The sequence below is a fragment of the Streptomyces griseorubiginosus genome (genome assembly GCF_001514195.1).
Lineage (GTDB): Bacteria > Actinomycetota > Actinomycetes > Streptomycetales > Streptomycetaceae > Streptomyces > Streptomyces griseorubiginosus.
Genome location: NZ_KQ948741.1, coordinates 196,905 through 218,240, shown reverse-complemented (window position 1 = coordinate 218,240; position 21,336 = coordinate 196,905). Strand labels below are relative to the sequence as shown.

Below are 21,336 nucleotides of genomic sequence, written 5' to 3'. Positions count from 1 at the left end.
ACCCGTGGCCTGCCCCCTGTGACCTGTGACCTGTGACCTTAAACGATTCTTCAGGCAACCGGCGGCGACCTGCGTTCCTGTCGTGCTCTCGCTGTCATCAGGCCCGCCGCGTACAGGGTCAGGACCGCTGCGAGGAGGCCGTAGTAGACGCCCGGCAGGGGGCTCAGGCCGAGAGGGGCGCCCAGTGCGGACATGGGCAGGAAGAGGCCGGTCGCGGCCAGGGCCGCTGCCGACCAGGTGACCGGGCCCGGGCGTCGGCCGCTCGTGCCGCGTGCGCCGAGGGACAGCAGGACCATCACCACGGCCTGGGTGAGCAGGTTCTCCGTGAACCAGCCCGAGTGGAACAGTGCCTCGTCGTCGCCCGGGCCGCGCAGGGCGAAGGCCAGCACGCCGAAGGTCGCGAGGTCCGCCACGGCGTTCAGGGCGCCGAAGCCGACGATGAAGCGGAGCAGCGCCCGGGGTTCCAGGACGGTCGGGCGGCGTAGCGCGGACGGGGCGGGACGGTCGTAGGCGAAGGCCAGTTGGGCCGCGTCGAAGCACAGGTTCTGCACGAGGACCTGGGCCGGGAGCATCGGCAGGAAGGGCAGGAGCAGGCCCGCGGAGAGCATCGCGATCACGTTGCCGAGGTTGGAGGAGAGCGTGATGCGCAGGTACGAGGCGATGTTGCCGCCCGCGTGACGGCCCGCGGCGACCGCGTGGCCGATCGCGGTGAGGTCCTTCCCGGCGAGGACCAGGTCCGCGTCGTCCCTGGTCACCCCGGCCGCGTCCCGGGGGGCGAGGCCGACGTCGGCGGTGCGCAGGGCGGGCAGGTCGTTGACGCCGTCGCCGAGAAAGCCGACGGTGTGGCCGCCGGTCTGGAGGGCCCGGGTGATCCGGGTCTTGTGTTCGGGGGTGCAGCGGGCGAAGACGGTCGTACGGCTTGCCAGTTCCGTCAGTTCGGGGTCGGTGAGGGTGTCGAGGCGGTCGGCGGTGAGGACGCCGGCGACCGGGATTCCTAGGTCGCGGCAGGTGCGGACCGCGGTGCCCGGATGGTCGCCGGTGAGGACCTTGACGGTGACGCCCCGCTCCGCGAGGCCGGCGAGGGCTTCGGCGGCGGTGGGGACGAGGTCGTCCCGGAGGGTGACCAGGCCGCGGAAGGTGAGACCGCGTTCGTGGGGGCGGGTTCCGGCGGGGCGTTCGGCGGTGGCCACGGCAAGGACGCGCAGCCCGTCGGCCGCCTGTGCCGCGACGAGGGCGCGCAGGCGGGTGCGCTCCGCGTCGGGCAGGGAGCAGCGTTCCAGTATGGCCTCCGCGGCGCCCTTGGTGATCAGGGTGTGCGTGCCGAGCCGGCCGGGGGTGCGGACGACGACGGTGGCCAGGCGGCGGGCCGGGTCGAAGGGGAGGGCGGTGACGCCGTCATAGGCCATGAGGGCGTCCTCGTCGGCGGTGGTGAGGAGGGCCTCGTCGAGGGCGTCGGGGGCGGGCAGGTCGGCGAGTTGGAGGGACCACCAGGCGGCGGCCGCGGCCCAGCGCAGTACCTCGGGGTCGTCCCGGCCCTCGGCGTTCACCGCCCGGTCGACCACCGGGCGGTCCTGGGTGAGGGTGCCGGTCTTGTCGACGCACAGGACGTCCATGGCGCCGATGTCGTGCAACGCGGGGAGCCTGCGGACGATCACGTCGTGGGTGCGGGCGAGGAGGGTCGCGCCGCGGGCCAGGCAGGTCGTGACCAGGACCGGAAGCATCTCGGGGGTCAGGCCCACCGCGACCGCGACGGCGAAGGGGAGGGTCTCCAGGCCCCGGCCGCGGAGGGCGGCGTTCGCCATCAGGACCAGGGGCGGGGTCAGCAGGGCGAAGCGGATCAGGATCCAGGAGACGCCCTGGACCGAACGTTCGAAGGAGGTCGCCGGGGGTTTGCCGGTACGGCGGTGAGCCGCGGCGAAACGGGTGTCGGCGCCGGTCGCGGTGACCACGGCGGTGGCGCTGCCGGAGGCGACGCTGGTGCCCTGGAAGCAGAGGTGGGGCTGCTGGAAGACGCCGGTGCCCGCGGTGTCGGTTCCGGTGGGGTCGGTCCCGAGGGCGTCGCTCTCGCCGGCGGACTTCGGCACCGGGGCGGACTCTCCGGTGAGGGCGGCCTGGTGGACGGTGAGTCCGGTGGAGCGCAGCAGTCGTACGTCCGCGGGGACCAGGTCGCCCGGGCCGAGCCGCACGACGTCGCCGGGGACGAGTTCCTCGACCGGGATCTCGCGGGTCGCCGGGGCGGTGTCCTCGTCGGCCCGGCGCTGGACCGTGACCGTGGTCGCCACCAGGCGGCGCAGGCCGGCTGTGGAGCGGTCGGCGCGGTGTTCGCCGGAGGCGCGCAGGACGCAGCTCACGGCGACCAGGAGGAGGATCACCGAGGCGGTGCCCCAGGCGTAGACGGCGGCGGACACGAGTCCCAGGCAGAGCAGCACCGCGGTGAACGGGTCCCGCGCGCTCCGGGCGAGCAGCCTCGCCCAGGAGGGATCCCGGGTGTCCGGCACCCGGTTCTCCCCGAACCGCCCGAGCCGTTCCTCGGCCTGTCCCTCGGTCAGTCCTCGCGGCCCGGTGTCGAGCCCACGGAGGACTTCGAGGAGGGTGGGGACGGGGGTGGGGGTGGACGTGGGGGTGGACTCCGGGGCCTTGAGAGGAGGAGTGAGCTGAGGAAGGAGCGGCCCCGCAGAGACGGACGCCTGCTCACCCGAACCGGAACCGGAGCTCGCCGACCCACCGGGCCCCCCTCCGGGCCGGACCGGTGGTGTGGGCTCGAGGTGGGGCTTCGGGTGGTCAGACACCGGCCTCGTGGAGCCGTCGGGACGAGGTCGCGGCGGCGGTCTCGCGAGCCGTGAGCTGGCCGACCATGACGCGGACCACCGTGACGATGTCCGGGTCGTCGACGTAGTAGACCTGCCGGCGGCCCTCTCGGCGGGAGCGGACCAGACCGGCGAGCTTCAGCTTCGCCAGGTGCTGGCTGACCGCCGGCAGCGCGCCGCCCACCCGGTCGGCGAGGTTCGTCACATCGCTCTCGCCCTGGGCCAGCGCCCACATGAGGTGCAGCCGGGCCGAGGAGGCGAGGAGTCCGAACGCGGCGGCCGCCTCGGCGAGCACCTCCGCCGAGGGGTCCTGGAAACCGCCGACGGCACCGACGCCCTTCGCCACAGCCCGCTCCCGTCCTCCCACGTCGACGACGGACGCCGACCGACGCCCGCACGCACAGATGCTCGCAAGTGTAGGCGCGGCACCGTGACCGCCCCGCTTCGTCCGGTACCGGTCCCTCCCCTCGTGGGGACCGGTACCGGAGGAAGCGAGTGACCGTGGGGGGAATGTGGCGGAAAGCTTCCGGCGCGCCGGATGGCGCGCGAGGCACCCGAACGGTGACCTGGACGGTGGCCCGAACCGTGCCCCGGACGGTGGCCCGAACGGTGACCTGGAGGTCGGTGTCAGGGCGTCGCCCGAGGGCTGCGCCGCGGAGTCACGATCCTGCCAGCCGAGGGGCTCCATGAGGAGGTTCCGGTTCCGGAGACGGTGCGTTGCCGCAGGTCAGCCGTATAGGGTGAGTTTTCCGGTCCGGATTCAACCGCGAGGGAAGTAAGGGGTGGAAGACCTTGAGTTCCGACTCAGGGACACGCACGGCCTTCGCGGAGCGTCTCGCCCTGCTGTACCGAGAGGCAGGGAATCCGCCCCTCAAGCGGGTGTCCGAGGGCGTCGGCCGGCTCCAGCGGGTCGACGAGCGCGGGCGGCCCGTACGGGTGTCGGCCCAGCGCATCAGCGACTGGCGCCGGGCCCGTAACGTACCCGCTCAGTTCACCGCGCTCGCGGCCGTGCTGCACATCCTCATTCCCGAAGCCCGGCGTCTCAGTCCCACCCCCGTCTCGGCCGGACTGTACGACCTCACCCAGTGGCAGCGGCTGTGGGAGCGGGCGGTGGCGCCGGAGGAGGACGAGGGGGCGCAGCAGGCGGAGGCTCCGGCCGGTGTCTGCCCCTACCGCGGTCTGGCTCCCTACCGGCAGGAGGACGCGCGCTGGTTCTTCGGCCGGGAGCGCAGCACGGAGGCACTCGTCAAGCTGCTCCGCTCGGCCGCCGAGACCGGCATCGGCGGTCTGGTGATGCTCGTGGGCGCCTCGGGCGCGGGCAAGTCCTCGCTGCTCAACGCCGGTCTGGTGACCGCCCTGGAGGAGGGCGCGCCGGACGGGGAGGGCGGCGGCCGGACCGTGCTCCAGCTGGTGCCGGGCGCCGATCCGCTCGCCGAACTGACCCGTCGTATACCCGAGCTGGCCGCGGTCGTCGCCGCGGCCGACGTCGGCACGGCCGAGAGCAGAACGGCCGACACCGGCAGGACCGATCCCCCTGCCCGTCTCGCCGGCACCGGCCCCACCGACCACCCTGCCCGTCTCGCCGAGACCAGCAGGACCGACCACCCTGCCCGTTCCGCCGGCACCGGCCCCACCGACCACCCTTCCGGTCTCGCCGACGCCGCCCGGGACGCGGTGGCCTCGTGGGCCCGGCGCGCGGGTTCCGCCGCCCCGCCGGTCGTGATCGTGGACCAGTTCGAGGAGGCGTTCACGCTCTGCTCGGACGAGGCCGCCCGGCGTACCTTCATCCAGCTGCTGCACGCCGCCTGCACCCCCGCCGGGCCGGGCGCCGAAGCCCCCGCCCTGGTGCTCCTCGGCATCCGCGCCGACTTCTACGAGCGCTGTCTCGACCACCCCGAGCTGGCGGACGCGCTCCAGCACCGGCACATGGTGCTCGGGCCGCTGACCGGCGCGGAGCTGCGTGAGGCGGTGGCCGGTCCGGCCCGGGCCGTGGGTCTGGAGCTGGAGCCGGGGCTCGCGGAGCTGATCGTGCAAGAGGTGAGCGCCGACACCCCCCGCGGGGGCGGCGCCTCCCCCACCTTCCGGAGCTCCCCCACCTTCGGGGCCTCCCCCGCCTTCCGGAGCTCCCCCACCTTCCGGGCCTCCCCCGCCTTCCGAACCGCCGGGGAGCACGGCGCGGGTGTGCTGCCGCTGCTCTCGCACGCCCTGCTCGCGACCTGGCAGCGCCGCAAGGGCGGTCGGCTGACCGTGGCCGGCTATCGCGCGGCCGGCGGTATCCAGGGCGCGGTCGCGGCGACCGCGGAGCGGGCCTGGTCCGGTCTGGACCCGGCGGCGCGTACGGCGGCCCGGTTGCTGCTGCTGCGGCTGGTGCGGCTCGGCGAGGACACCCGGACGACCCGTCGGCGCGGTACCCGGCGGGAGCTGGCCGCGGAGTCCAGCGATCCGGGCAAGACCGAGGAGTCGCTGGAGGCGCTGGTGCGCGCCCGGCTGGTGACGCTGGACGCGGAGACCGTGGAGATCACCCACGAGGCCCTGCTGACGGCGTGGCCGAGGCTGCGCGAGTGGATCGACGAGGACCGCAGCGACCATCTGCTGCGCCAGCGCATCGAGGAGGACGGCCGGTTCTGGGAGGGCTCGAACCGCGACTCCTCGCTCCTGTACCGGGGTTCGCGGCTGGAGCAGGCCCGGACGTGGGCGAAGTCCGCCGGGGACACTTATCTGACCCGCAGCGCGGTGGAGTTCCTGGCCGCCTCGGTCCGGCTACGCCGGCGCACGGTCCTGATCGCCCGGGGCGCGGTGTCGGCGCTGGTGGTCCTCGCGATGGTGGCCGTGGGGTCCGCGGTGGTCGCCTGGCAGCAGCGCAACGACGCCGTGTTCGAGCAGGTCGTCGCGGAGGCGGACCGCGTCCAGTACACGGATCCCTCGCTGTCCGCCCGGATCGACCTGGTCGCGCACAAGCTGCGGCCCGACGACGAGGGCACCAACACCCGGCTGATCTCCATCGTCAACGCGCCGCTGGCCACCCCGCTGTCCGGCCACACCGGTGCCGTGTACCTCACCTCGTTCAGCCCGGACGGCAAGCTCCTGGCGACCGCCGGCTACGACCGGACCGTACGGCTGTGGGACGTGCGCGACCGCCGGCACCCCGAGGCGCTCGGCGCCCCCCTCGCCGGTGGCACGAGCTGGGTGAGCAGTGCGGTGTTCAGCCCGGACGGCAGGACGCTGGCCGGTGCGGGCGACGACGGGCAGATCCGGTTGTGGGACCTCCGGGACCCCGGGCACCCGAAGTCCCTCGGCGCTCCCCTGACCGGCCATCGCGGCACCATCTACCTGATCGCGTTCAGCCCGGACGGGCGCACCCTGGCCTCCGCCGGTGAGGACCGGACCGTACGCCTGTGGGATCTGGGTGACCGGGCGCGGCCCAAGCCCCTCGGGGTCCTGACCGGGTCCGGGGCCGCGGTGCGGTCCGTGGCGTGGAGTCCGGACGGGCGCACGCTGGCGTCCGCGGGCGATGACAAAACGATTCGGCTGTGGAACACCACGGACCCGCGCCACCCGAAGGCGTACGACCGTGCTCTCGCGGGGCACACCGGTCTGGTGCACTCGGTCGCCTTCAGCCCGGACGGGACCGAGCTGGCGAGCGGCAGCGCGGACGACACCGTCCGGCTGTGGGACGTGGCCGATCCGTCCGCGGCCGGCCCCATCGGCTCGCCGCTGACCGGCCACGCGGGGCCCATCTGGTCCGTGGCCTTCAGCCCCGACGGCAGCACGCTCGCCGCGGCCAGCGCGGACAGCACGGCGAGCCTGTGGAACGTGAGCGACCCGGCGTACCCCTCGCAGGTCGGCGAGCCGCTCGCCGGGAGCAGCGGGGAGATGTACGCGCTGGGCTTCAGCCCGGACGGCCGCACCCTCGCCACCGGCAGCGGCGACAGCAAGGTGCGCCTGTGGTCGATCCCGCGCGGAGACATGGTGGGCAGCAGCGGGGCGTTCCGGCGGGACGGCAAGGTGCTCGCCACGTCCGGGCGGGACGGCCGGATCCGGCTGTGGAAGGTGACGGACCCGGCCCGGCCGGTGGCGCTCGGCGAGCCGTTCACCCCCGAGGTGCGCGACCCGGACTCCCGGGTGCAGTTCTCCCCCGACGGCCGCATCCTCGCGGTGCTCGCCGTCGGCCGGGTCCACCTGTGGAACGTCACCGACCCGGCCCGTCCGGTCCCCTACGGTCCGGCGCTCGTGCTGCGCTCCCGGTTCATGGGCCCGGACGCTCTGGCGTTCAGTCCCGACGGACGCACCATGGCCACGGCCTACGACGGCCGCACCTTCCAGCTGTGGGACGTGTCCGATCCGGCCCACCCGGTCTCCCACGGTCCGGTCGCCGGTCACCGGGGGTACATCAACAGCCTCGCGTTCAGCCCGGACGGCCGCACGCTGGCCAGCGGAAGCGCGGACGGCACGATCCGGCTCTGGAGGATCACGGGCCCGGCCCGTGAGACGACTCCGCTCGGCAAGCCCCTCACCGGGCATGACGGGCCCGTCAACGCGGTGGTCTTCAGCCCGGACGGGCACACCCTGGCCAGCGGCGGCAACGACGACACGGTCCGGCTCTGGGCCGTGGCCGATCCCCCGCACGCCGCGCAGACGGGTACCGCCCTCACCGGGCACACCGAGGCGGTCGTGTCACTGACGTACAGCCGCGACGGCGCCAGGCTGGCCAGTGGCGGCAACGACAACACGGTCCGGCTCTGGGACGTGGCCGACCCGTCCGCGGCGGGCCCCATCGGGCAGTCGATGAGCCCCAACGCCAAGACCGGCAACTTCCTCTCGTTCAGCCCCAACAGCCGCATGCTCGGGGTGTCCAGCGGCTCGGACACGATCCGGCTGTGGGACCTCGACGTCGACGACGCGATCGACCGCATCTGCGCCACCACCGGGAACGTCCTGAGCCGCCAGGAGTGGGAGGAGTACCTGCCGCGGCTCTCGTACGATCCTCCGTGCGCCTGAGGCATATGACGTGATCCCGATCACAACTTCTCCCCCCGGCTGAGCAGTCCGCTCCCGCTGTTCCATTTGCCTTGTTAGTCTTGGCCACAGCCCGACCGCTGGTGCATCCCCCGTCGCCAGCGGTCGGGTCTTTTCGTTCACGGCCCGCGTTTGCGGCTGGGGGGTGCCCATGACGACCACAACGGCCGTACGGACGAGGTGCACCCGTACGTCCCCGACGGCCCACCGGTGACCTTCCGCCAGGGGCGGCCCCGGCGGACCGGAGGTCACCCGCACGTTCGCACTCGCGCACGCGAGCGGTCGTACGTGAAGGTCCTGGACACCGGCGACCAGCTCACCCCGGGCCCGCTCGCCCATGACCTGACGGGGCTGGAGGCCGATCCCACGGCCGGCTGGTCCCGCGGCGGCGGCTAGCGGTCGAAGTCGAGGTCGAGCATGCGGATCGCGTTGCCCCGCATCAGCTTGTAGATCACCTCGTCCGGGAGCCCGGCCACATGCTCCTCGGCGACCTTCTTGGTGTGCGGCCAGGTCGAGTCGACGTGCGGGTAGTCGGTCTCGAAGGTCGCGTTGTCCACGCCGACGGTCTCGATGGCCTCGATTCCGTGCCGGTCGCGGAAGAAGCAGCAGAAGATCTGCCGGTAGTAGTACGTCGAGGGCGGCTCCGGGATCAGGTCCTTCACCCCGCCCCAGGCCCGGTGCTCCTCCCAGACGTCGTCGGCGCGTTCCAGGGCGTACGGGATCCAGCCCATCTGGCCCTCGCTGTACGCCAGTTTCAGCCGGGGGAACCTCACCAGCACCCCGCTGAACAGGAAGTCCATCATCGAGGCCATGGCATTGTTGAAGGACAGGGACGCCTGGACGGCGGGCGGGGCGTCCGGTGAGGCGGCCGGCATCTGGGAGCTGCTGCCGATGTGCATGTTGACGACCGTCCCGGTCTCCTCGCACGCCGCGAAGAACGGGTCCCAGTAGCCGGAGTGGATCGACGGCAGTCCCAGATGGGTCGGGATCTCGCTGAAGGTGACGGCCCTGACACCGCGTTCGGCGTTACGGCGGATCTCCGCGACGGCCAGCTCGACGTCCCACAGCGGGATCAGGCACAGCGGGATCAGCCGGCCGCCGCTGTCCCCGCACCACTCCTCGACCATCCAGTCGTTGTAGGCGCGTACGCAGGCGAGTCCGACCTCCTTGTCCTGGGCCTCGGCGAAGGTCTGCCCGCAGAAGCGGGGGAAGGTGGGGAAGCAGAGGGAGGCCTCGACATGGTTCATCTCCATGTCCTCGATCCTGGCCTTGGGATCCCAGCACCCCTTGCGCATCTGCTCCCGGGTGATCCCGTCGAGCGTCATCTCGTCCCGCGAGAAGCCGACGGCCGCGATGATCCGCTTGTACGGGAAGAGGAGGCCCTCGTACTCCCACCAGTCCGTGAGCTGCCCTTCCGGGTCGGTGGTGAACCGGTACTTCCCGCCGACGTACGCGAGCTCCCCGATGCCGGCGGTGAGCGGCTTCGGCCCCCTGTCCCGGTACTTGGCCGGGAGCCAGGTCTCGAAGAGGTGCGCGGGTTCGATCACGTGGTCGTCCACGCTGATGACTCTCGGGATGTCCCTGCTGCCAGGTCCGGGTCCGGATCCGGTCCCGCTCTCGGTGGTGACGGCCATTGCCTGCCCCCTAGCCGGTTTCTGATGAGAATCTGATGGGTCGTCAGATTGCAGGCTAGGGGGAGGGATCGGCATCGGCAAGGGGCGAGCGGGGGCAGCCGGGGGCACAGGGAGCGGGCGGTGGGGTGAGACCGGGTGGGGGTGGAAGGCAAGGGGGCGGGGCGGGGCGGGGGGGGGCGAGGTCGGCGTGGCAGGGCCCGGTCACCGCGCACAACGTCGGCGCGACCGGGCGGACACAGCCAACCGGTCGGTCAGGCGGGAGGGCAGGCGGGACGCGCATCCCGAACGAACCGTCCTCGCAACCGAAGTCGACGCGGTCGCAGCAGTCGCAACAGTCGCACGATCACGGCAAGCCGGGGCGGCCGGGCAAGGGGGCACCGCAAATGAAGTCGGCCCGGCCCGGAACGTCACCTCAGCCGCTCATTCACAGCAAGTCGGGCCGACTGCCGTCTCCGCCGGGACGCGCCTGACCGGTGAATCACGGCAAGCGGCGATCAGTTGTTCCAGGTCTCGTCGTACGGGTCGGACGGGGTCGGTACCGGCTTGGCCGCGGTGACCTGGAGGTAGGGGATGGGGCCGCCGTTGACCGCGTCCTTGGTCCGCTTGGCGGTGTAGGTGCCGGTGACCTGCAACCAGCCGTCCGGCTTGAGGACCGGCGGGACCTGCCCCGTCAGGCCGATCTTGACCGGCTGCGCGTCCGCCGCACAGCAGTTGAGGGCCATGCGGACCAGGTAGGGCGCACCGGAGTGGTCCAGGGCGACGAACCCCGTGACGGTGATCGGCCGTCCGGTGAGCCCCTTGCCGTGCTCGTAGACCGCCCGGCCCGCGTAGTCGGCAAGACCCAGCCGCAGCGGGCCGGACGCGGGGAGCTTCTGATAGCCGTACGCCTGCTGAAGTGCCGTACCCGTGCGCATCGCGCTGTAGGAGCCGAGGGCCGGCGGGGCGACGAGGATGAGGGCGAAGAGGGGCAGGACCAGCAGCCAGGAGACGCGCGGTTCGCGATGGACGTGCGCCCCCTCCTCATGGGCCCCCTCCTCATGAGCCCTTTCGTGATGAGCCCCCTCGTGATGGGCCCCCTCCTCCTGCGGCTGCTCTCCGTGGTGCTCCTTGCGCTTCGCGTCGGCCCGCCACTCGTACCAGGCCGTCGCCACCGCCGTCACGATCAGCACCACCCCCGCCGCCAGGACCAGCGGACGCAACCCCGCCTTGACGTACCGCAGGTAGAGGTCGGTGAGGCCCGCGTGCAGGAGGGCCGCGCCGAGGACGAACAGGATCGCGGACTGTGCCTGTCGGTTCACAGCAGCACCCACCCGGTCAGGACCGAGCCCACGATCGCCAGCGCGAGGGTGGCCGGGGCGAAACGCAGGGCGAAGGCGCGGCCGAAGGTGCCGGTCTGCATCGCGAACAGCTTGAGGTCGATCATCGGGCCGACGACCAGGAAGGTCAGCCGCGCGGTCAGCGAGAACTGGGTGAGCGAGGCGGCCACGAACGCGTCCGCCTCCGAGCAGATCGACAGCACCACGGCAAGCCCGGCGAGGGCCAGCACGGCGATCACCGGGTTCTCCGCCGCCGTACGCAACCACGTCTGCGGGACCACCGCCTTCAGCGTCGCCGCCGCCATCGCGCCCACGACCAGGAAGCCGCCCGCGTGCACCACGTCGTGCCGCACCGAGCCCCAGAAGGCGGCGCCCTTGCCCTGGCCCTCGTACGCGTGCCGGGCCGGTGCCTTGATCAGGTCGGCGCGGCCCAGGCGCAGCCACAGCCAGCCCATCGCGCAGGCCACCAGCAGGCTCCCGACCAGCCGGGCCACCACCATCTCGGGATTGCGCGGGAAGGCCACCGCGGTCGCCGTCAGCACGATCGGGTTGACCGCCGGGGCGGAGAGCAGGAAGGCGAGGGCCGCCGCCGGGGTGACACCGCGCCGCACCAGCGCCCCCGCCACCGGCACGGACGCGCACTCGCAACCCGGCAGCACCGCGCCCGCCACCCCGGCCACCGGCACCGCGAGAACGGGGTTGCTCGGCAGTGCGCGGGCGAAGAACGACGGCGGCACGAACACCGCGATCGCCGCCGAGAGCAGCACTCCGAGCACCAGGAAGGGCAGCGCCTGGACGAGCACGGCGACGAACACCGTCATCCAGCTCTGCATCACCGGCGCGCCTAGCGCCGCGCGGATCGGGCCCTGGCAGAGCACCACCAGGAGCATCAACAGGGTCAGCGCGAGGGGGGAGTCGAGCCGCCGCGTCTCCGCGTCCGGCGCACGGGACGGCGCCGGGGAAGGTGCCGGGGGCGACTGGGGCCGGAGCTCCTCGCCGGTGTCCCGCGGCTGCGGGGGTGCTTTGGTGACGGCCACGGCCGGGATCCCTCCGGTGGTGAAATGCTGGCTTCCCCACCGGTGCGTACGGGGGAACGGGTCCGATTGCTCAGTGTGCGCGGCGTTTTGGGGATTTCTTGGGAGTTCACGGGAGCGTCAGGACCCGGTCGTGGCACCACCCGCCCCGGTGAGGCAGTCTTCTCCCTCGTGGGGAGCGTTCCGAACCAGGGTCCCGGAGTGCCGGGCGACACGGCCGCGCACATGGTGGTGTGCGGGGACGACGGGCTCGCGCACCGGTTGGCTGCCGAGCTCAGAGGGGTCTACGGCGAGCAGGTCACGCTGGTCGTACCGGCCTCCGAACGATCCGTCCGGCCACCGGTGGTGGTGCGGACCAGAGCCGCGTCCGCGCTGCTCGACCGGGTGGTGACCGCGGCCGTCGGCCTGACCGGCAACGGGACCGCAGGGGGCAACGGGGGCGCCGGAGCCACCGGGGGCCACGGCAGCCCCGCGCACGCGAGCGGCACCGGTGGTGACCCCCGGGGTGGCATACGGCTGATGGAGGCCGCCGAGCCCAGCGAGGCCGCGCTCGCCGAGGCGGGGGTGGAACGGGCGGACGCGCTCGCCCTCGTGTACGACGACGACGAGACCAACATCCGCGCCGCCCTCACCGCCCGCCGGCTCAACCCCCGGCTGCGGCTGGTCCTGCGGCTCTACAACCGCCGCCTCGGCCAGCACATCGAGGCGCTCCTCGACCAGGCCGCCGCGTTGGCCGCCGGGAGCGCGGACGGCGACTCGGCCGACGGCTCCGGCTTCGACGCCTCCACCACCGTGCTCTCCGACGCCGACACCGCCGCGCCGGCGCTGGCCGCCACCGCCCTCACCGGCACCAGCAAGGTGCTCCAGACCGGCGGCCTGCTGCTGCGCGCGGTGGAACGGCCGCCCGCCGGGGCCGGGGTGAGCGCCGCTCCGGGTCTTGCCACGCTCGCCCTGCTCTCGCCGACCGACCCCACCGGCACCACCGGACCCGGCGGTGACCAGGGACCGACGCTGCTGCCGGACGCGGCGGCGGTACGGGACGGCGGTGAGCGCACGACCGTCGTGCTGGAGCAGGTCTCCTACGCCGGACCCGCGCTGCCCGACGGCCGGGGCGTGATGCCCTGGTTCGCGTCCCTGTTCTCGCGGCGGCTGCGGTGGTCGCTGGCCGGCATGGTGGGGTGTGTGGTCGCGCTCGCCGTCGCGCTGTGGCTGGTGACCGGGATCCATCCGCTGCGCGCCTTCTATCTGACCCTGCTCGACCTGTTCGCGATCGACGATCCCGCGATCGGACAGTCCGTCGGGAGGCAGATCCTCCAACTCTTGTCCGGATTAGCCGGACTGCTCCTCCTCCCGGTGCTGCTCGCGGCGGTCCTGGAGGCGCTCGGCACCTTCCGCACCGTCTCCTCCCTGCGCAAACCGCCCCGCGGTCTCGGTGGACATGTGGTGCTCCTCGGGCTCGGCAAGATCGGCACCCGGGTGCTGACCCGGCTGCGGGAACTGAACATCCCGGTGGTCTGCGTCGAGTCGGACCCCGAGGCCCGCGGACTCGCCACGGCCCGGCGGCTGCGAGTGCCGGTGGTCCTCGGGGACGTCACTCAGGAGGGAGTCCTGGAGGCCGCCAAGATCCACCGCGCGCACGCACTCCTCGCGGTGACCAGCGCGGACACCACGAATCTGGAGGCCGTGCTGTACGCGCGGGCCGTGCGACCCGACCTGCGGGTGGTGCTCCGCCTGTACGACGACGACTTCGCGACGGCGGTGTACCGGACCCTGCGGGCCGCGCACCCGGGTGCCTCGACGCGGAGCCGGAGTGTGTCGCACCTCGCGGCGCCCGCGTTCGCCGGGGCGATGATGGGGCGACAGATCCTGGGGGCCTTCCCCGTCGAACGGCGGGTGCTGCTGTTCGCGGCGGTGGAGGTGGGCGGGCATCCGCAGCTGGAGGGGAAGACGGTCGGGCAGGCGTTCCGGGCGGGGTCCTGGCGGGTGCTGGCCCGGGAGGAGTCCGGGGACGCGCCGGGACTGACGTGGGACCTGCCGGACACGTATGTGCTCCAGCCGTCGGACCGGGTGGTGCTGGCGGCGACGCGGCGGGGGCTGGCGGAGTTGCTGGGGCGGCGGGGACGGGTGGGGACGTAGCGGTGGGTGAAGTGCGCGCCGGGTCAGGTCGTTGTGCGGGTGCGGGTGCGTGGGGGCTGGTCGCGCCGTTCCCCGCGCCCCTGAAGACCTGACCGAACGCCCCTTGGCAGGCGCGGCTGTGACATCAGCGGCTCCGCCGCGGGTGCGCGACCAGCCCCCACGCACCCGCGGACGAAACTCCTCCCCTGCTACCCCAAATGCCTCGCCGCGAAGTCCAGTTCCAGCTTCACCTGCTTGATCCGCTCGTCCACCACGAGTGAGCCGTGGCCCGCGTCGTAGCGGTACACCTCGTGGACCGCGCCGCGGGACTCCAGCCGCTTAACGTAGTTGTCGACCTGGCGGATCGGGCACCGGGGGTCGTTCACCCCCGCCGAGATGTACACCGGCGCCTTCACCTGGTCGACGTAGGTCAGGGGCGACGACGCCTCGAACCGCTCCGGCACCTCCTCCGGTGTGCCGCCGAGCAGCGTCCGGTCCATCGCCTTCAGCGCCTCCATCTCGTCGTGGTACGCCGTGACGTAGTCGGCGACGGGCACCGCCGCGATGCCCAGGGTCCACGCCTCCGGCTGGGTGCCGAGGCCGAGGAGGGTGAGGTAGCCGCCCCAGGAGCCGCCGGTCAGGACGAGCCGCGCGGGGTCGGCGAAGCCGGAGGCGACGGCCCATTCCCGCACCGCCGCGATGTCCTCCAGCTCGATGAGACCGACCCGGTGCTTGAGGGCGTCGGTCCACTCCCGCCCGTATCCCGTGGAACCGCGGTAGTTGACCCTGACGACCGCGTACCCGTGGTCCACCCAGGCCGCGGGGCCCGCCGCGAACGCGTCGCTGTCGTGCCAGGTCGGGCCGCCGTGGATGTCGAAGACCGTCGGCAGCGGTCCGCTCGCCCCGGCGGGCTTCTGGACCAGGGCGTGGATACGGCCCCCCGGGCCCTCCACCCACACGTCCTCCACCGGCACCGAGCCGGGGGACTTCAGGCCGGGCGGGTCCAGCACCACCCGGCCCGTAGTGGAGCGCACCGCCGATGGCTCGGCGGCCGAGGACCACAGGTACTCCACGCTGCCGTCGGGGCGGGCCGTCGCCCCGGACACGGAGCCCGGCGGGGTGGGGACCTTCTCGAGGGTGCCGCTCGCCAGGTCGTACCGGAAGAGCTCGCTGCGCGCCTCGAAGCTGTGCACGATGAGCAGGCCGGTGCCGTCCGGGTACCACTCGGCGCCCACGTCGCCGGGCAGGTCCAGGTCGAGGTCGGTCTCCTCGGACGTGGTCACGTCCCACACCAGCGGTTCCCAACGGCCGCGCCGCTGGTGGCCGATGAGCAGCCGGCCGTCCCCGACGACCGGCGCGAAGCCGAGGACCTCCAGGCCCAGTTCCTCGCTGCCGCCCTTGGTGTCGTCGAGTTCGGCGACCGCGGTGCCGTCGGGGCGGACCACGCGCAGCGCGGAGTGCATCGCGTCGCCGTGCTCGGTGTGCTCGATCGCGATCAGCGTGCCGTCGTGGGAGAGGTCACCGACGCCCGCCGACTCGCGGTGCCGGTAGATCTCCACCGGCTCCTCGCCGTCCCGGACGAGATGGATGGAGGTGCCCTCGTCGTCGGTCGAGCGGCCCACGACCGCCGTACGGCCGTCCCGGCCCAGGGCCAGGCCCGCGGGGTAGGAGGCCGCAAGGCCCGGTGCGGCCGGCTCGTCCGGGCCGCCCTCGAAGGGCTGGCGGCGCCAGACGCCGAACTCGTCGCCGTCCTTGTCGTCGAACCACCAGATCCAGGCGCCGTCCGGGGAGAGCACGCCGTCCGTGGTGCCGTTGGGCCGGTCCGTCACCTGGCGCTGCTCGCCGGTGGCTCTGTCCCAGGCGTACAGCTCGTAGGTCCCGGTGGCGTTGGAGACGAACAAGGAGCGGTCCGGGGCGTCCTCCGCCCAGTCGGGCAGGGACACCCGGGGCGCCCGGAAGCGCTTCTCCCAGTCCGGCATCTCGTTGTTCCGCTCGGCCGCGGCGGACCCGTTGCTCTCAGTCATGACCCCATACTGCCTGCCCTCACAGACAATCCGCAGACGAGGTCCCCAGCCTGTGGAAAACTTCTACCGGCCGCTTACCCGGACCCCTTCCCACCAGGCCCGCGAGCCCGCTCCGGGCCGATTGTCAGTGGCGGGGTGCAGACTCGTCCGCATGACCGATCTGCGCAAGACCGTGGAGAATTTCTGGGCCTTCGCCGAGGCCCGGGACTGGAGCGCGTTCGCGGACACCCTGGCCGAGGACGTCGTCTACACCCTGCCGCAGACCCGCGAGCGCATCAGCGGGCGGGCGCGGTACACCGAGTTCAACCGGGAGTACCCGGGCGACTGGCACGTGCGGATCGAGCGGATCGTCGCCGAACCGTCCCAGGTCGTCACCTGGACCCACTTCACGGTGGGCCTGGAGGAGATGTACGCCGTCTCGTTCTTCACCGGTGACGCGAGCGGCCGCATATCCGCGGTCACGGACTTCTGGCCGGAGCCGTACGAACCCCCGGCGGGCCGGGACCACCTCACCGAGCGGTACTGACCCCGCGCCCCTTCGCCCCGGGGCGGCCCCGTACCGTGGGAGTGTGTACCGGTTTCTGCTGACGCCCCGCTGGTTCGGCATCAACGTCTTCGTGCTGCTCGCCATCCCGTTCTGCATCTTCATGGGGTCGTGGCAGCTGAGCCGGTTCGAGGACCGGATGACGGAGAGCCGGGAGGCCGAGAAGGCGGTCGTCACGGATGTCCGGGAGGCCCCGCGGCCGCTGGCCGAGCTGCTCCCGGTGGACAAGGCGACCTCCGGCAAGCAGGTCACCGCGACCGGGCGGTACGACAAGCAGCTGCTCGTCCCCGACCGGCAGCTGGGCGACCGCCAGGGCTACTACGTGCTGACGCTGCTGCGCACCGACGGCGGCCAGGCCCTTCCCGTGGTCCGCGGCTGGCTGCCGGGCACCCCCGACCCGGCGAAGGCCCCGGCCCCGCCGAAGGGCGAGGTCACCGTCACCGGGGCGCTCCAGGCCTCCGAGACCCCGGGGGACAACGGCGTCAGCGCGCGGGGCGGGCTTCCGGCCGGGCAGACCGCGGCGATCAGCGCGGCCTCGCTGATCAACCTCGTGCCGTACGACGTGTACGACGCGTGGGTCACCCTCAACACCGGTGACTCCGGGATGAAGGCGGTGCCGGCGACCGCGCCCGCCGACAGCGGGCTGGACCTGAAGGCCTTCCAGAACCTCGGCTACACCGGGGAGTGGTTCGTCTTCGCCGGCTTCGTGGTCTTCATGTGGTTCCGGCTGATGCGCCGCGAGGTGGAGTTCGTCCGGGACGCGGAACTGGGGATCGTCCCGGACGAGGCACAGCCGGAACAGGCGAGCCAGGAAGAGGGAGAGCGGGGCCAGTCCCAGGAGAAGACGCCCGCCTGAGGAGCGCCTTCCCCGTCACCGCCGTCACCCTTCGTCAGGACGACGTGAGCACACCCGTCCAGTACACGGTCCCCGCGCACGCGTTGGAGACCGTCGTGGACATCGTCGGGCCGCCCGCCTCTCCCGTGTTGGTCACCAGGACGCTGCCGTCCGCCGTGCCGTCCGCGGTCATCAGCTGGGTGGAGGTCCCGGTGTCGCCGCCGGTGGAGGAGCCCGCACTGCTGGAGGCGTCCGGCGAGGACGTGGGATCGGGGGTGGGGTCGGTCGAGGGGTCCGTGGTGGGACAGGTCTCGGACGGCACCCAGGCGAACTTCACGTCGTAGGAGGAACCGGGCTGGAGCAGCAGCTGCGAGACCTCGGCCGAGGGATCGGGCAGTCCGGTCGCCGGGTCGCCGGAGGCATGCCGCGTCGCGACGATCTTGCTCCCGTCCGCGGCGCCCTGCGGGCTGGCGGTCACGGTGCCGGGACCGCTGACCGTGCAGGCGGCGGTGGAGCCGTTGGTGATGTGGAAGGTGCCGTAGACCGTGCCGGAGGCGTCGGGCGCGGCGGTGCTCGCCGTGGGCGTGCCCAGCTGCGCCGCCGTACAGGCCGGGGTGCTCGCGGCGGACGTGGCCGACGGGTCGGCGCCGCTGCTCGCACCGGCGCTCGCGCCGGCCGACTTGCCCTTGTCCTCGCCCTTCGTCTCGCCCTTGCCCTTGTCCTCGCCCTTGCCGGCGGAGCCGCCGGAGGTGGACTCGCCGCCGTCCTGGTGCTTGCCGTCGCCCGCGCCGCCCTGCATCTGGGAGGTGTGCCCGGCGTTGGAGGTGTTGGCGCTCGTGTTGGCGGAGGAGACGTGCACGACGGCCGGGATCGCGGTGCCGAAGAAGAGCGCCGCGGCCGCCATGCCGACCAGTGCCTGTCGCTTGCGTGCCCGGCGGGCGGGCACCGCCTTGCGCAGATGCTCCAGCGTGCCGTCCCGCGGCTCCATCTCCTGGACCGCCTGCTGAAGCATCCGTCGCAGTGCCAGCTCGTCCGAGTCGAACTCCCCCGTGGAGCTCAGATCGTCGGGGCCGTGATTCACAGTTCCGTTCCCAGCGTGCGATTGCGTGTGCTCTTGCTGTGACCCCCACGTCGGCTCGTGCCACTCGTAGGGTTCGTGGCGCCGTTCCTCGGATCCACTGTCGCCGCTCATGCCGGCGTCTCCATGGCGACGCGCAGCGCGGCGATGCCCCGGGAGCCGTACGCCTTGACGGAGCCCAGCGAGATGCCGAGCGCGTCGGCGACCTGGGCCTCGGTCATGTCGGCGAAGTAGCGCAGGACCAGCACCTCGCGCTGGCGGCGCTGGAGGCCCTTCATGGCCTTGATCAGCGAGTCCCGCTCCAGCTGGTCGTAGGCCCCCTCCTCGGCGCTCGCCATGTCGGGCATCGGCTTGGACAGCAGCTTCAGTCCGAGGATGCGCCGGCGCAGGGCCGAACGGGAGAGGTTGACGACCGTCTGCCGCAGGTAGGCGAGCGTCTTCTCGGGGTCGCGGACGCGTTTGCGCGCCGAGTGGACGCGGATGAAGGCCTCCTGGACGACGTCCTCGCAGGAGGCGGTGTCGTCGAGCAGGAGGGCGGCGAGACCCAGCAGCGAGCGGTAGTGCGCCCGGTAGGTCTCGGTCAGGTGGTCGACGGTGGTCCCGGCTGCCGCCGCTTCCTCGGCGCCGTCGCGCTGACTGGGTATGCGGGCGGGCCGCGCTGCGGGCATGGGCGCGATCACCGGCATGCCACCGGGCGCCCCGGGCCTGCGGGGCCGGAGGACGGCCGCGCCGCTCGGCGCGGCCGGGAAGTCGAGTACCTGAGCCACGCCAGTTGGACACGCTCACCCCCGTGAGGGTTGTACGCGCCTGACCGTCTTCTCTCAGGCAGCACAACTGACCGTGCGTCAAACGCGCTCATGCCTACCCGCTCTTCCCCTGTGTCCTGATGGAGCGAGGCGTCCCCACGCCTCGTCGCGCATCCCGCACCCCCTGAAAGGGCGTTCGCAAAGACGCTCCCCGCCCTCCGCGCGGTTGCGGAGAGCGGGGAGGAAAATCTTCGGACGCCCGGGCGCCGGGATCAAGTGGTACGGACTATTGGTCGCACCACATGTCGCCCACAGATCCTACAAAGCGTTTCGGCCATGGCCAGGACTTTTTCCGTGCCGACACCTGCGTTCGGTCACCCGAACTCGGCCGCCACCAGCTCCGCGATCTGCGCGGTGTTGAGCGCGGCACCCTTGCGGAGGTTGTCCCCGCACACGAAGAGTTCGAGTGCCGTCGGGTCGTCGAGGGCCCGACGGACCCGCCCGACCCAGGTGGGATCGGTGCCCACCACGTCGGCGGGGGTGGGGAACTCCCCGGCCTCCGGATCGTCGAAGAGGACGACCCCGGGGGCGGTCGCGAGGATCTCGCGCGCCTTGCGGACGGTGACCTCGCCCTCGAAGCGGGCGTGCACGGTGAGGGAGTGCACGGTGACGACCGGGACCCGCACACAGGTCACGGCGACCGGCAGCGCGGGCAGTCCGAGGATCTTGCGGGTCTCGTCCCGCACCTTCATCTCCTCCGAGGACCAGCCGTCCTCGCGCAGCGACCCGGCCCACGGCACGACGTTCAGCGCGACCGGCTCCGGGAACGGCCCGGTGTGGTCGCCGACGGCCCGCCGCACATCGCCGGGGTGCGTGCCGAGCTCGGTGCCGGCGACCAGGGACAGCTGCCGGCGCAGGGTCTCCACCCCGGCCCGCCCGGCCCCGCTCACGGCCTGGTAGCTGGACACCACCAGCTCCCGCAGCCCGAACTCGGCGTGCAGCGCGCCCAGGGCCACGATCATGGAGAGGGTCGTGCAGTTGGGGTTGGCGATGATCCCGCGCGGCCGCATCCGGGCCGCGTGCGGATTGACCTCGGGGACGACGAGGGGCACGTCGGAGTCCATCCGGAAGGCTCCGGAGTTGTCCACGACGACGGCACCGCGCGCGGCGGCGACCGGCGCCCACTGGGCGGCCACCTCGTCGGGTACGTCGAACATGGCGACGTCGACCCCGTCGAAGGCCTCCTCCGACAGGGCGATCACCTCGACCTGCTCCCCGCGCACGGCCAGCTTGCGGCCGGCCGAGCGCGGGGAGGCGATCAGTCGGATCTCGCCCCAGATGTCCGCGTGCTGGGACAGGATCTGGAGCATGACCGTGCCGACGGCTCCGGTCGCGCCTACGACCGCGAGCGTCGGGCGGACGGTCATCGTCCGGTGCCGCCGTAGACGACCGCCTCGTCACTGTCGGAGTCGAGGCCGAAGGCGCTGTGGACCGCGCGGACGGCTTCGTTGACGTCGTCGGCGCGGGTGACGACCGAGATGCGGATCTCGGAGGTCGAGATCAGCTCGATGTTCACGCCCGCGTCGGACAGGGCGGTGAAGAAGTCCGCCGTGACGCCCGGGTTGGTCTTCATGCCCGCGCCGACCAGGGAGATCTTGCCGATCTGGTCGTCGTAGCGCAGCGAGTCGAAGCCGATGCCGGACTTGTTCTTCTCCAGGGCGTCGATGGCCTTGCGGCCCTCGGCCTTGGGAAGCGTGAACGAGATGTCCGTCAGCCCGGTGGAGGCGGCGGAGACGTTCTGCACGATCATGTCGATGTTGATCTCGGCGTCCGCGATCGTGCGGAAGATGACCGCGGCCTCACCCGGCTTGTCCGGCACGCCGACGACCGTGATCTTGGCCTCGGAGGTGTCGTGCGCGACACCGGAGATGATGGCCTGCTCCACCTGCTTGTCCCCTTGCTCGATCGGCTCACTGCTGACCCAGGTGCCCTGAAGCCCGCTGAAGCTGGACCGGACGTGGATCGGGATGTTGTAGCGGCGCGCGTACTCCACACAGCGGTGGAGCAGCACCTTCGAACCGGAGGCGGCGAGCTCCAGCATGTCCTCGAAGGAGATCCAGTCGATCTTCTTCGCCTTCTTCACCACGCGCGGGTCGGCGGTGAACACGCCGTCGACGTCGGTGTAGA

15 protein-coding genes are annotated in these 21,336 nt (G+C 72.5%); 5 read left to right on the top strand and 10 right to left on the bottom strand.

Features of this window, described 5'->3' with window-relative positions; translation table 11 throughout:
* Window positions 1–50: 50 nt before the first annotated feature.
* The gene (mgtA, locus tag AQJ54_RS31115) at window positions 51–2,789 is read right to left on the bottom strand and encodes a magnesium-translocating P-type ATPase (RefSeq protein ID WP_079070081.1); all 2,739 of its coding nucleotides are present in this window, start codon (window positions 2,787–2,789) and stop codon (window positions 51–53) included.
* Entirely contained in the window at window positions 2,782–3,153 is a 372-nt protein-coding gene (locus tag AQJ54_RS31110; protein ID WP_062242775.1) for an ArsR/SmtB family transcription factor, read from the bottom strand. The genes mgtA and AQJ54_RS31110 overlap by 8 nt, the downstream gene beginning before the upstream one ends.
* A 446-nt stretch (window positions 3,154–3,599) precedes the next feature.
* On the opposite strand from AQJ54_RS31110, the gene AQJ54_RS31105 reads away from it, so the two are divergent.
* Window positions 3,600–7,805 carry an nSTAND1 domain-containing NTPase gene (locus AQJ54_RS31105; RefSeq protein WP_063806471.1) on the top strand — a complete coding sequence of 1,402 codons (4,206 nt, stop codon included), beginning with the start codon at window positions 3,600–3,602 and terminating at the stop codon, window positions 7,803–7,805.
* 150 nt (window positions 7,806–7,955) lie between these two features.
* Window positions 7,956–8,219, top strand: coding sequence for a hypothetical protein (locus AQJ54_RS43945; RefSeq protein WP_248845469.1), 264 nt, complete (start codon window positions 7,956–7,958; stop codon window positions 8,217–8,219).
* Here AQJ54_RS43945 and AQJ54_RS31100 read toward each other — a convergent pair.
* The 3 genes from AQJ54_RS31100 to AQJ54_RS31090 form a co-directional block, all read right to left on the bottom strand.
* Window positions 8,216–9,457, bottom strand: coding sequence for an amidohydrolase family protein (locus AQJ54_RS31100; protein WP_062242771.1), 1,242 nt, complete (start codon window positions 9,455–9,457; stop codon window positions 8,216–8,218). The genes AQJ54_RS43945 and AQJ54_RS31100 overlap by 4 nt on opposite strands.
* Before the next feature lie 494 nt (window positions 9,458–9,951).
* Window positions 9,952–10,755, bottom strand: a complete 804-nt coding sequence (locus AQJ54_RS31095) for a TIGR03943 family putative permease subunit (RefSeq protein ID WP_062242766.1) — start codon at window positions 10,753–10,755, stop codon at window positions 9,952–9,954.
* Window positions 10,752–11,810, bottom strand: coding sequence for a permease (locus AQJ54_RS31090; protein ID WP_062025994.1), 1,059 nt, complete (start codon window positions 11,808–11,810; stop codon window positions 10,752–10,754). Before AQJ54_RS31090 ends, AQJ54_RS31095 begins: the two co-directional genes overlap by 4 nt.
* 222 nt (window positions 11,811–12,032) lie before the next feature.
* Here AQJ54_RS31090 and AQJ54_RS31085 point away from each other — a divergent pair, with 222 nt between their 5' ends.
* A complete protein-coding gene (locus AQJ54_RS31085) occupies window positions 12,033–13,943 on the top strand; it encodes an NAD-binding protein (protein WP_062243058.1) in 1,911 nt (636 codons plus the stop codon).
* A 188-nt stretch (window positions 13,944–14,131) separates the two neighbouring features.
* Here the strand turns inward: AQJ54_RS31085 and AQJ54_RS31080 are convergent, their stop codons facing one another.
* Entirely contained in the window at window positions 14,132–15,946 is a 1,815-nt protein-coding gene (locus AQJ54_RS31080) for a S9 family peptidase (RefSeq protein WP_062242762.1), read from the bottom strand.
* Window positions 15,947–16,097: 151 nt separating this feature from the next.
* Here AQJ54_RS31080 and AQJ54_RS31075 point away from each other — a divergent pair, with 151 nt between their 5' ends.
* Together AQJ54_RS31075 and AQJ54_RS31070 are read left to right on the top strand one after the other, a co-directional pair.
* Window positions 16,098–16,472 (top strand): nuclear transport factor 2 family protein, encoded by a 375-nt coding sequence (locus tag AQJ54_RS31075; protein ID WP_062025992.1) that lies wholly within the window; start codon window positions 16,098–16,100, stop codon window positions 16,470–16,472.
* 43 nt (window positions 16,473–16,515) lie between these two features.
* Window positions 16,516–17,346, top strand: a complete 831-nt coding sequence (locus AQJ54_RS31070) for an SURF1 family protein (protein ID WP_062242757.1) — start codon at window positions 16,516–16,518, stop codon at window positions 17,344–17,346.
* Window positions 17,347–17,380: 34 nt separating this feature from the next.
* Here AQJ54_RS31070 and AQJ54_RS31065 read toward each other — a convergent pair whose 3' ends face one another.
* The 4 genes from AQJ54_RS31065 to AQJ54_RS31050 all read right to left on the bottom strand — a co-directional run.
* On the bottom strand, window positions 17,381–18,406 hold the full coding sequence (locus AQJ54_RS31065) for a hypothetical protein (RefSeq protein ID WP_062242754.1): 1,026 nt from the start codon (window positions 18,404–18,406) through the stop codon (window positions 17,381–17,383).
* A 107-nt stretch (window positions 18,407–18,513) separates the two neighbouring features.
* Window positions 18,514–19,170: a SigE family RNA polymerase sigma factor gene (locus tag AQJ54_RS31060; RefSeq protein ID WP_078616578.1), complete on the bottom strand. Its 657-nt coding sequence runs from the start codon at window positions 19,168–19,170 to the stop codon at window positions 18,514–18,516.
* 353 nt (window positions 19,171–19,523) lie between these two features.
* Window positions 19,524–20,576 (bottom strand): aspartate-semialdehyde dehydrogenase, encoded by a 1,053-nt coding sequence (locus tag AQJ54_RS31055; RefSeq protein WP_062242752.1) that lies wholly within the window; start codon window positions 20,574–20,576, stop codon window positions 19,524–19,526.
* Window positions 20,573–21,336 (bottom strand): aspartate kinase (locus tag AQJ54_RS31050; protein WP_159055572.1); only part of this gene is annotated, 764 nt, incomplete at its 5' end. The genes AQJ54_RS31055 and AQJ54_RS31050, both read right to left, overlap by 4 nt.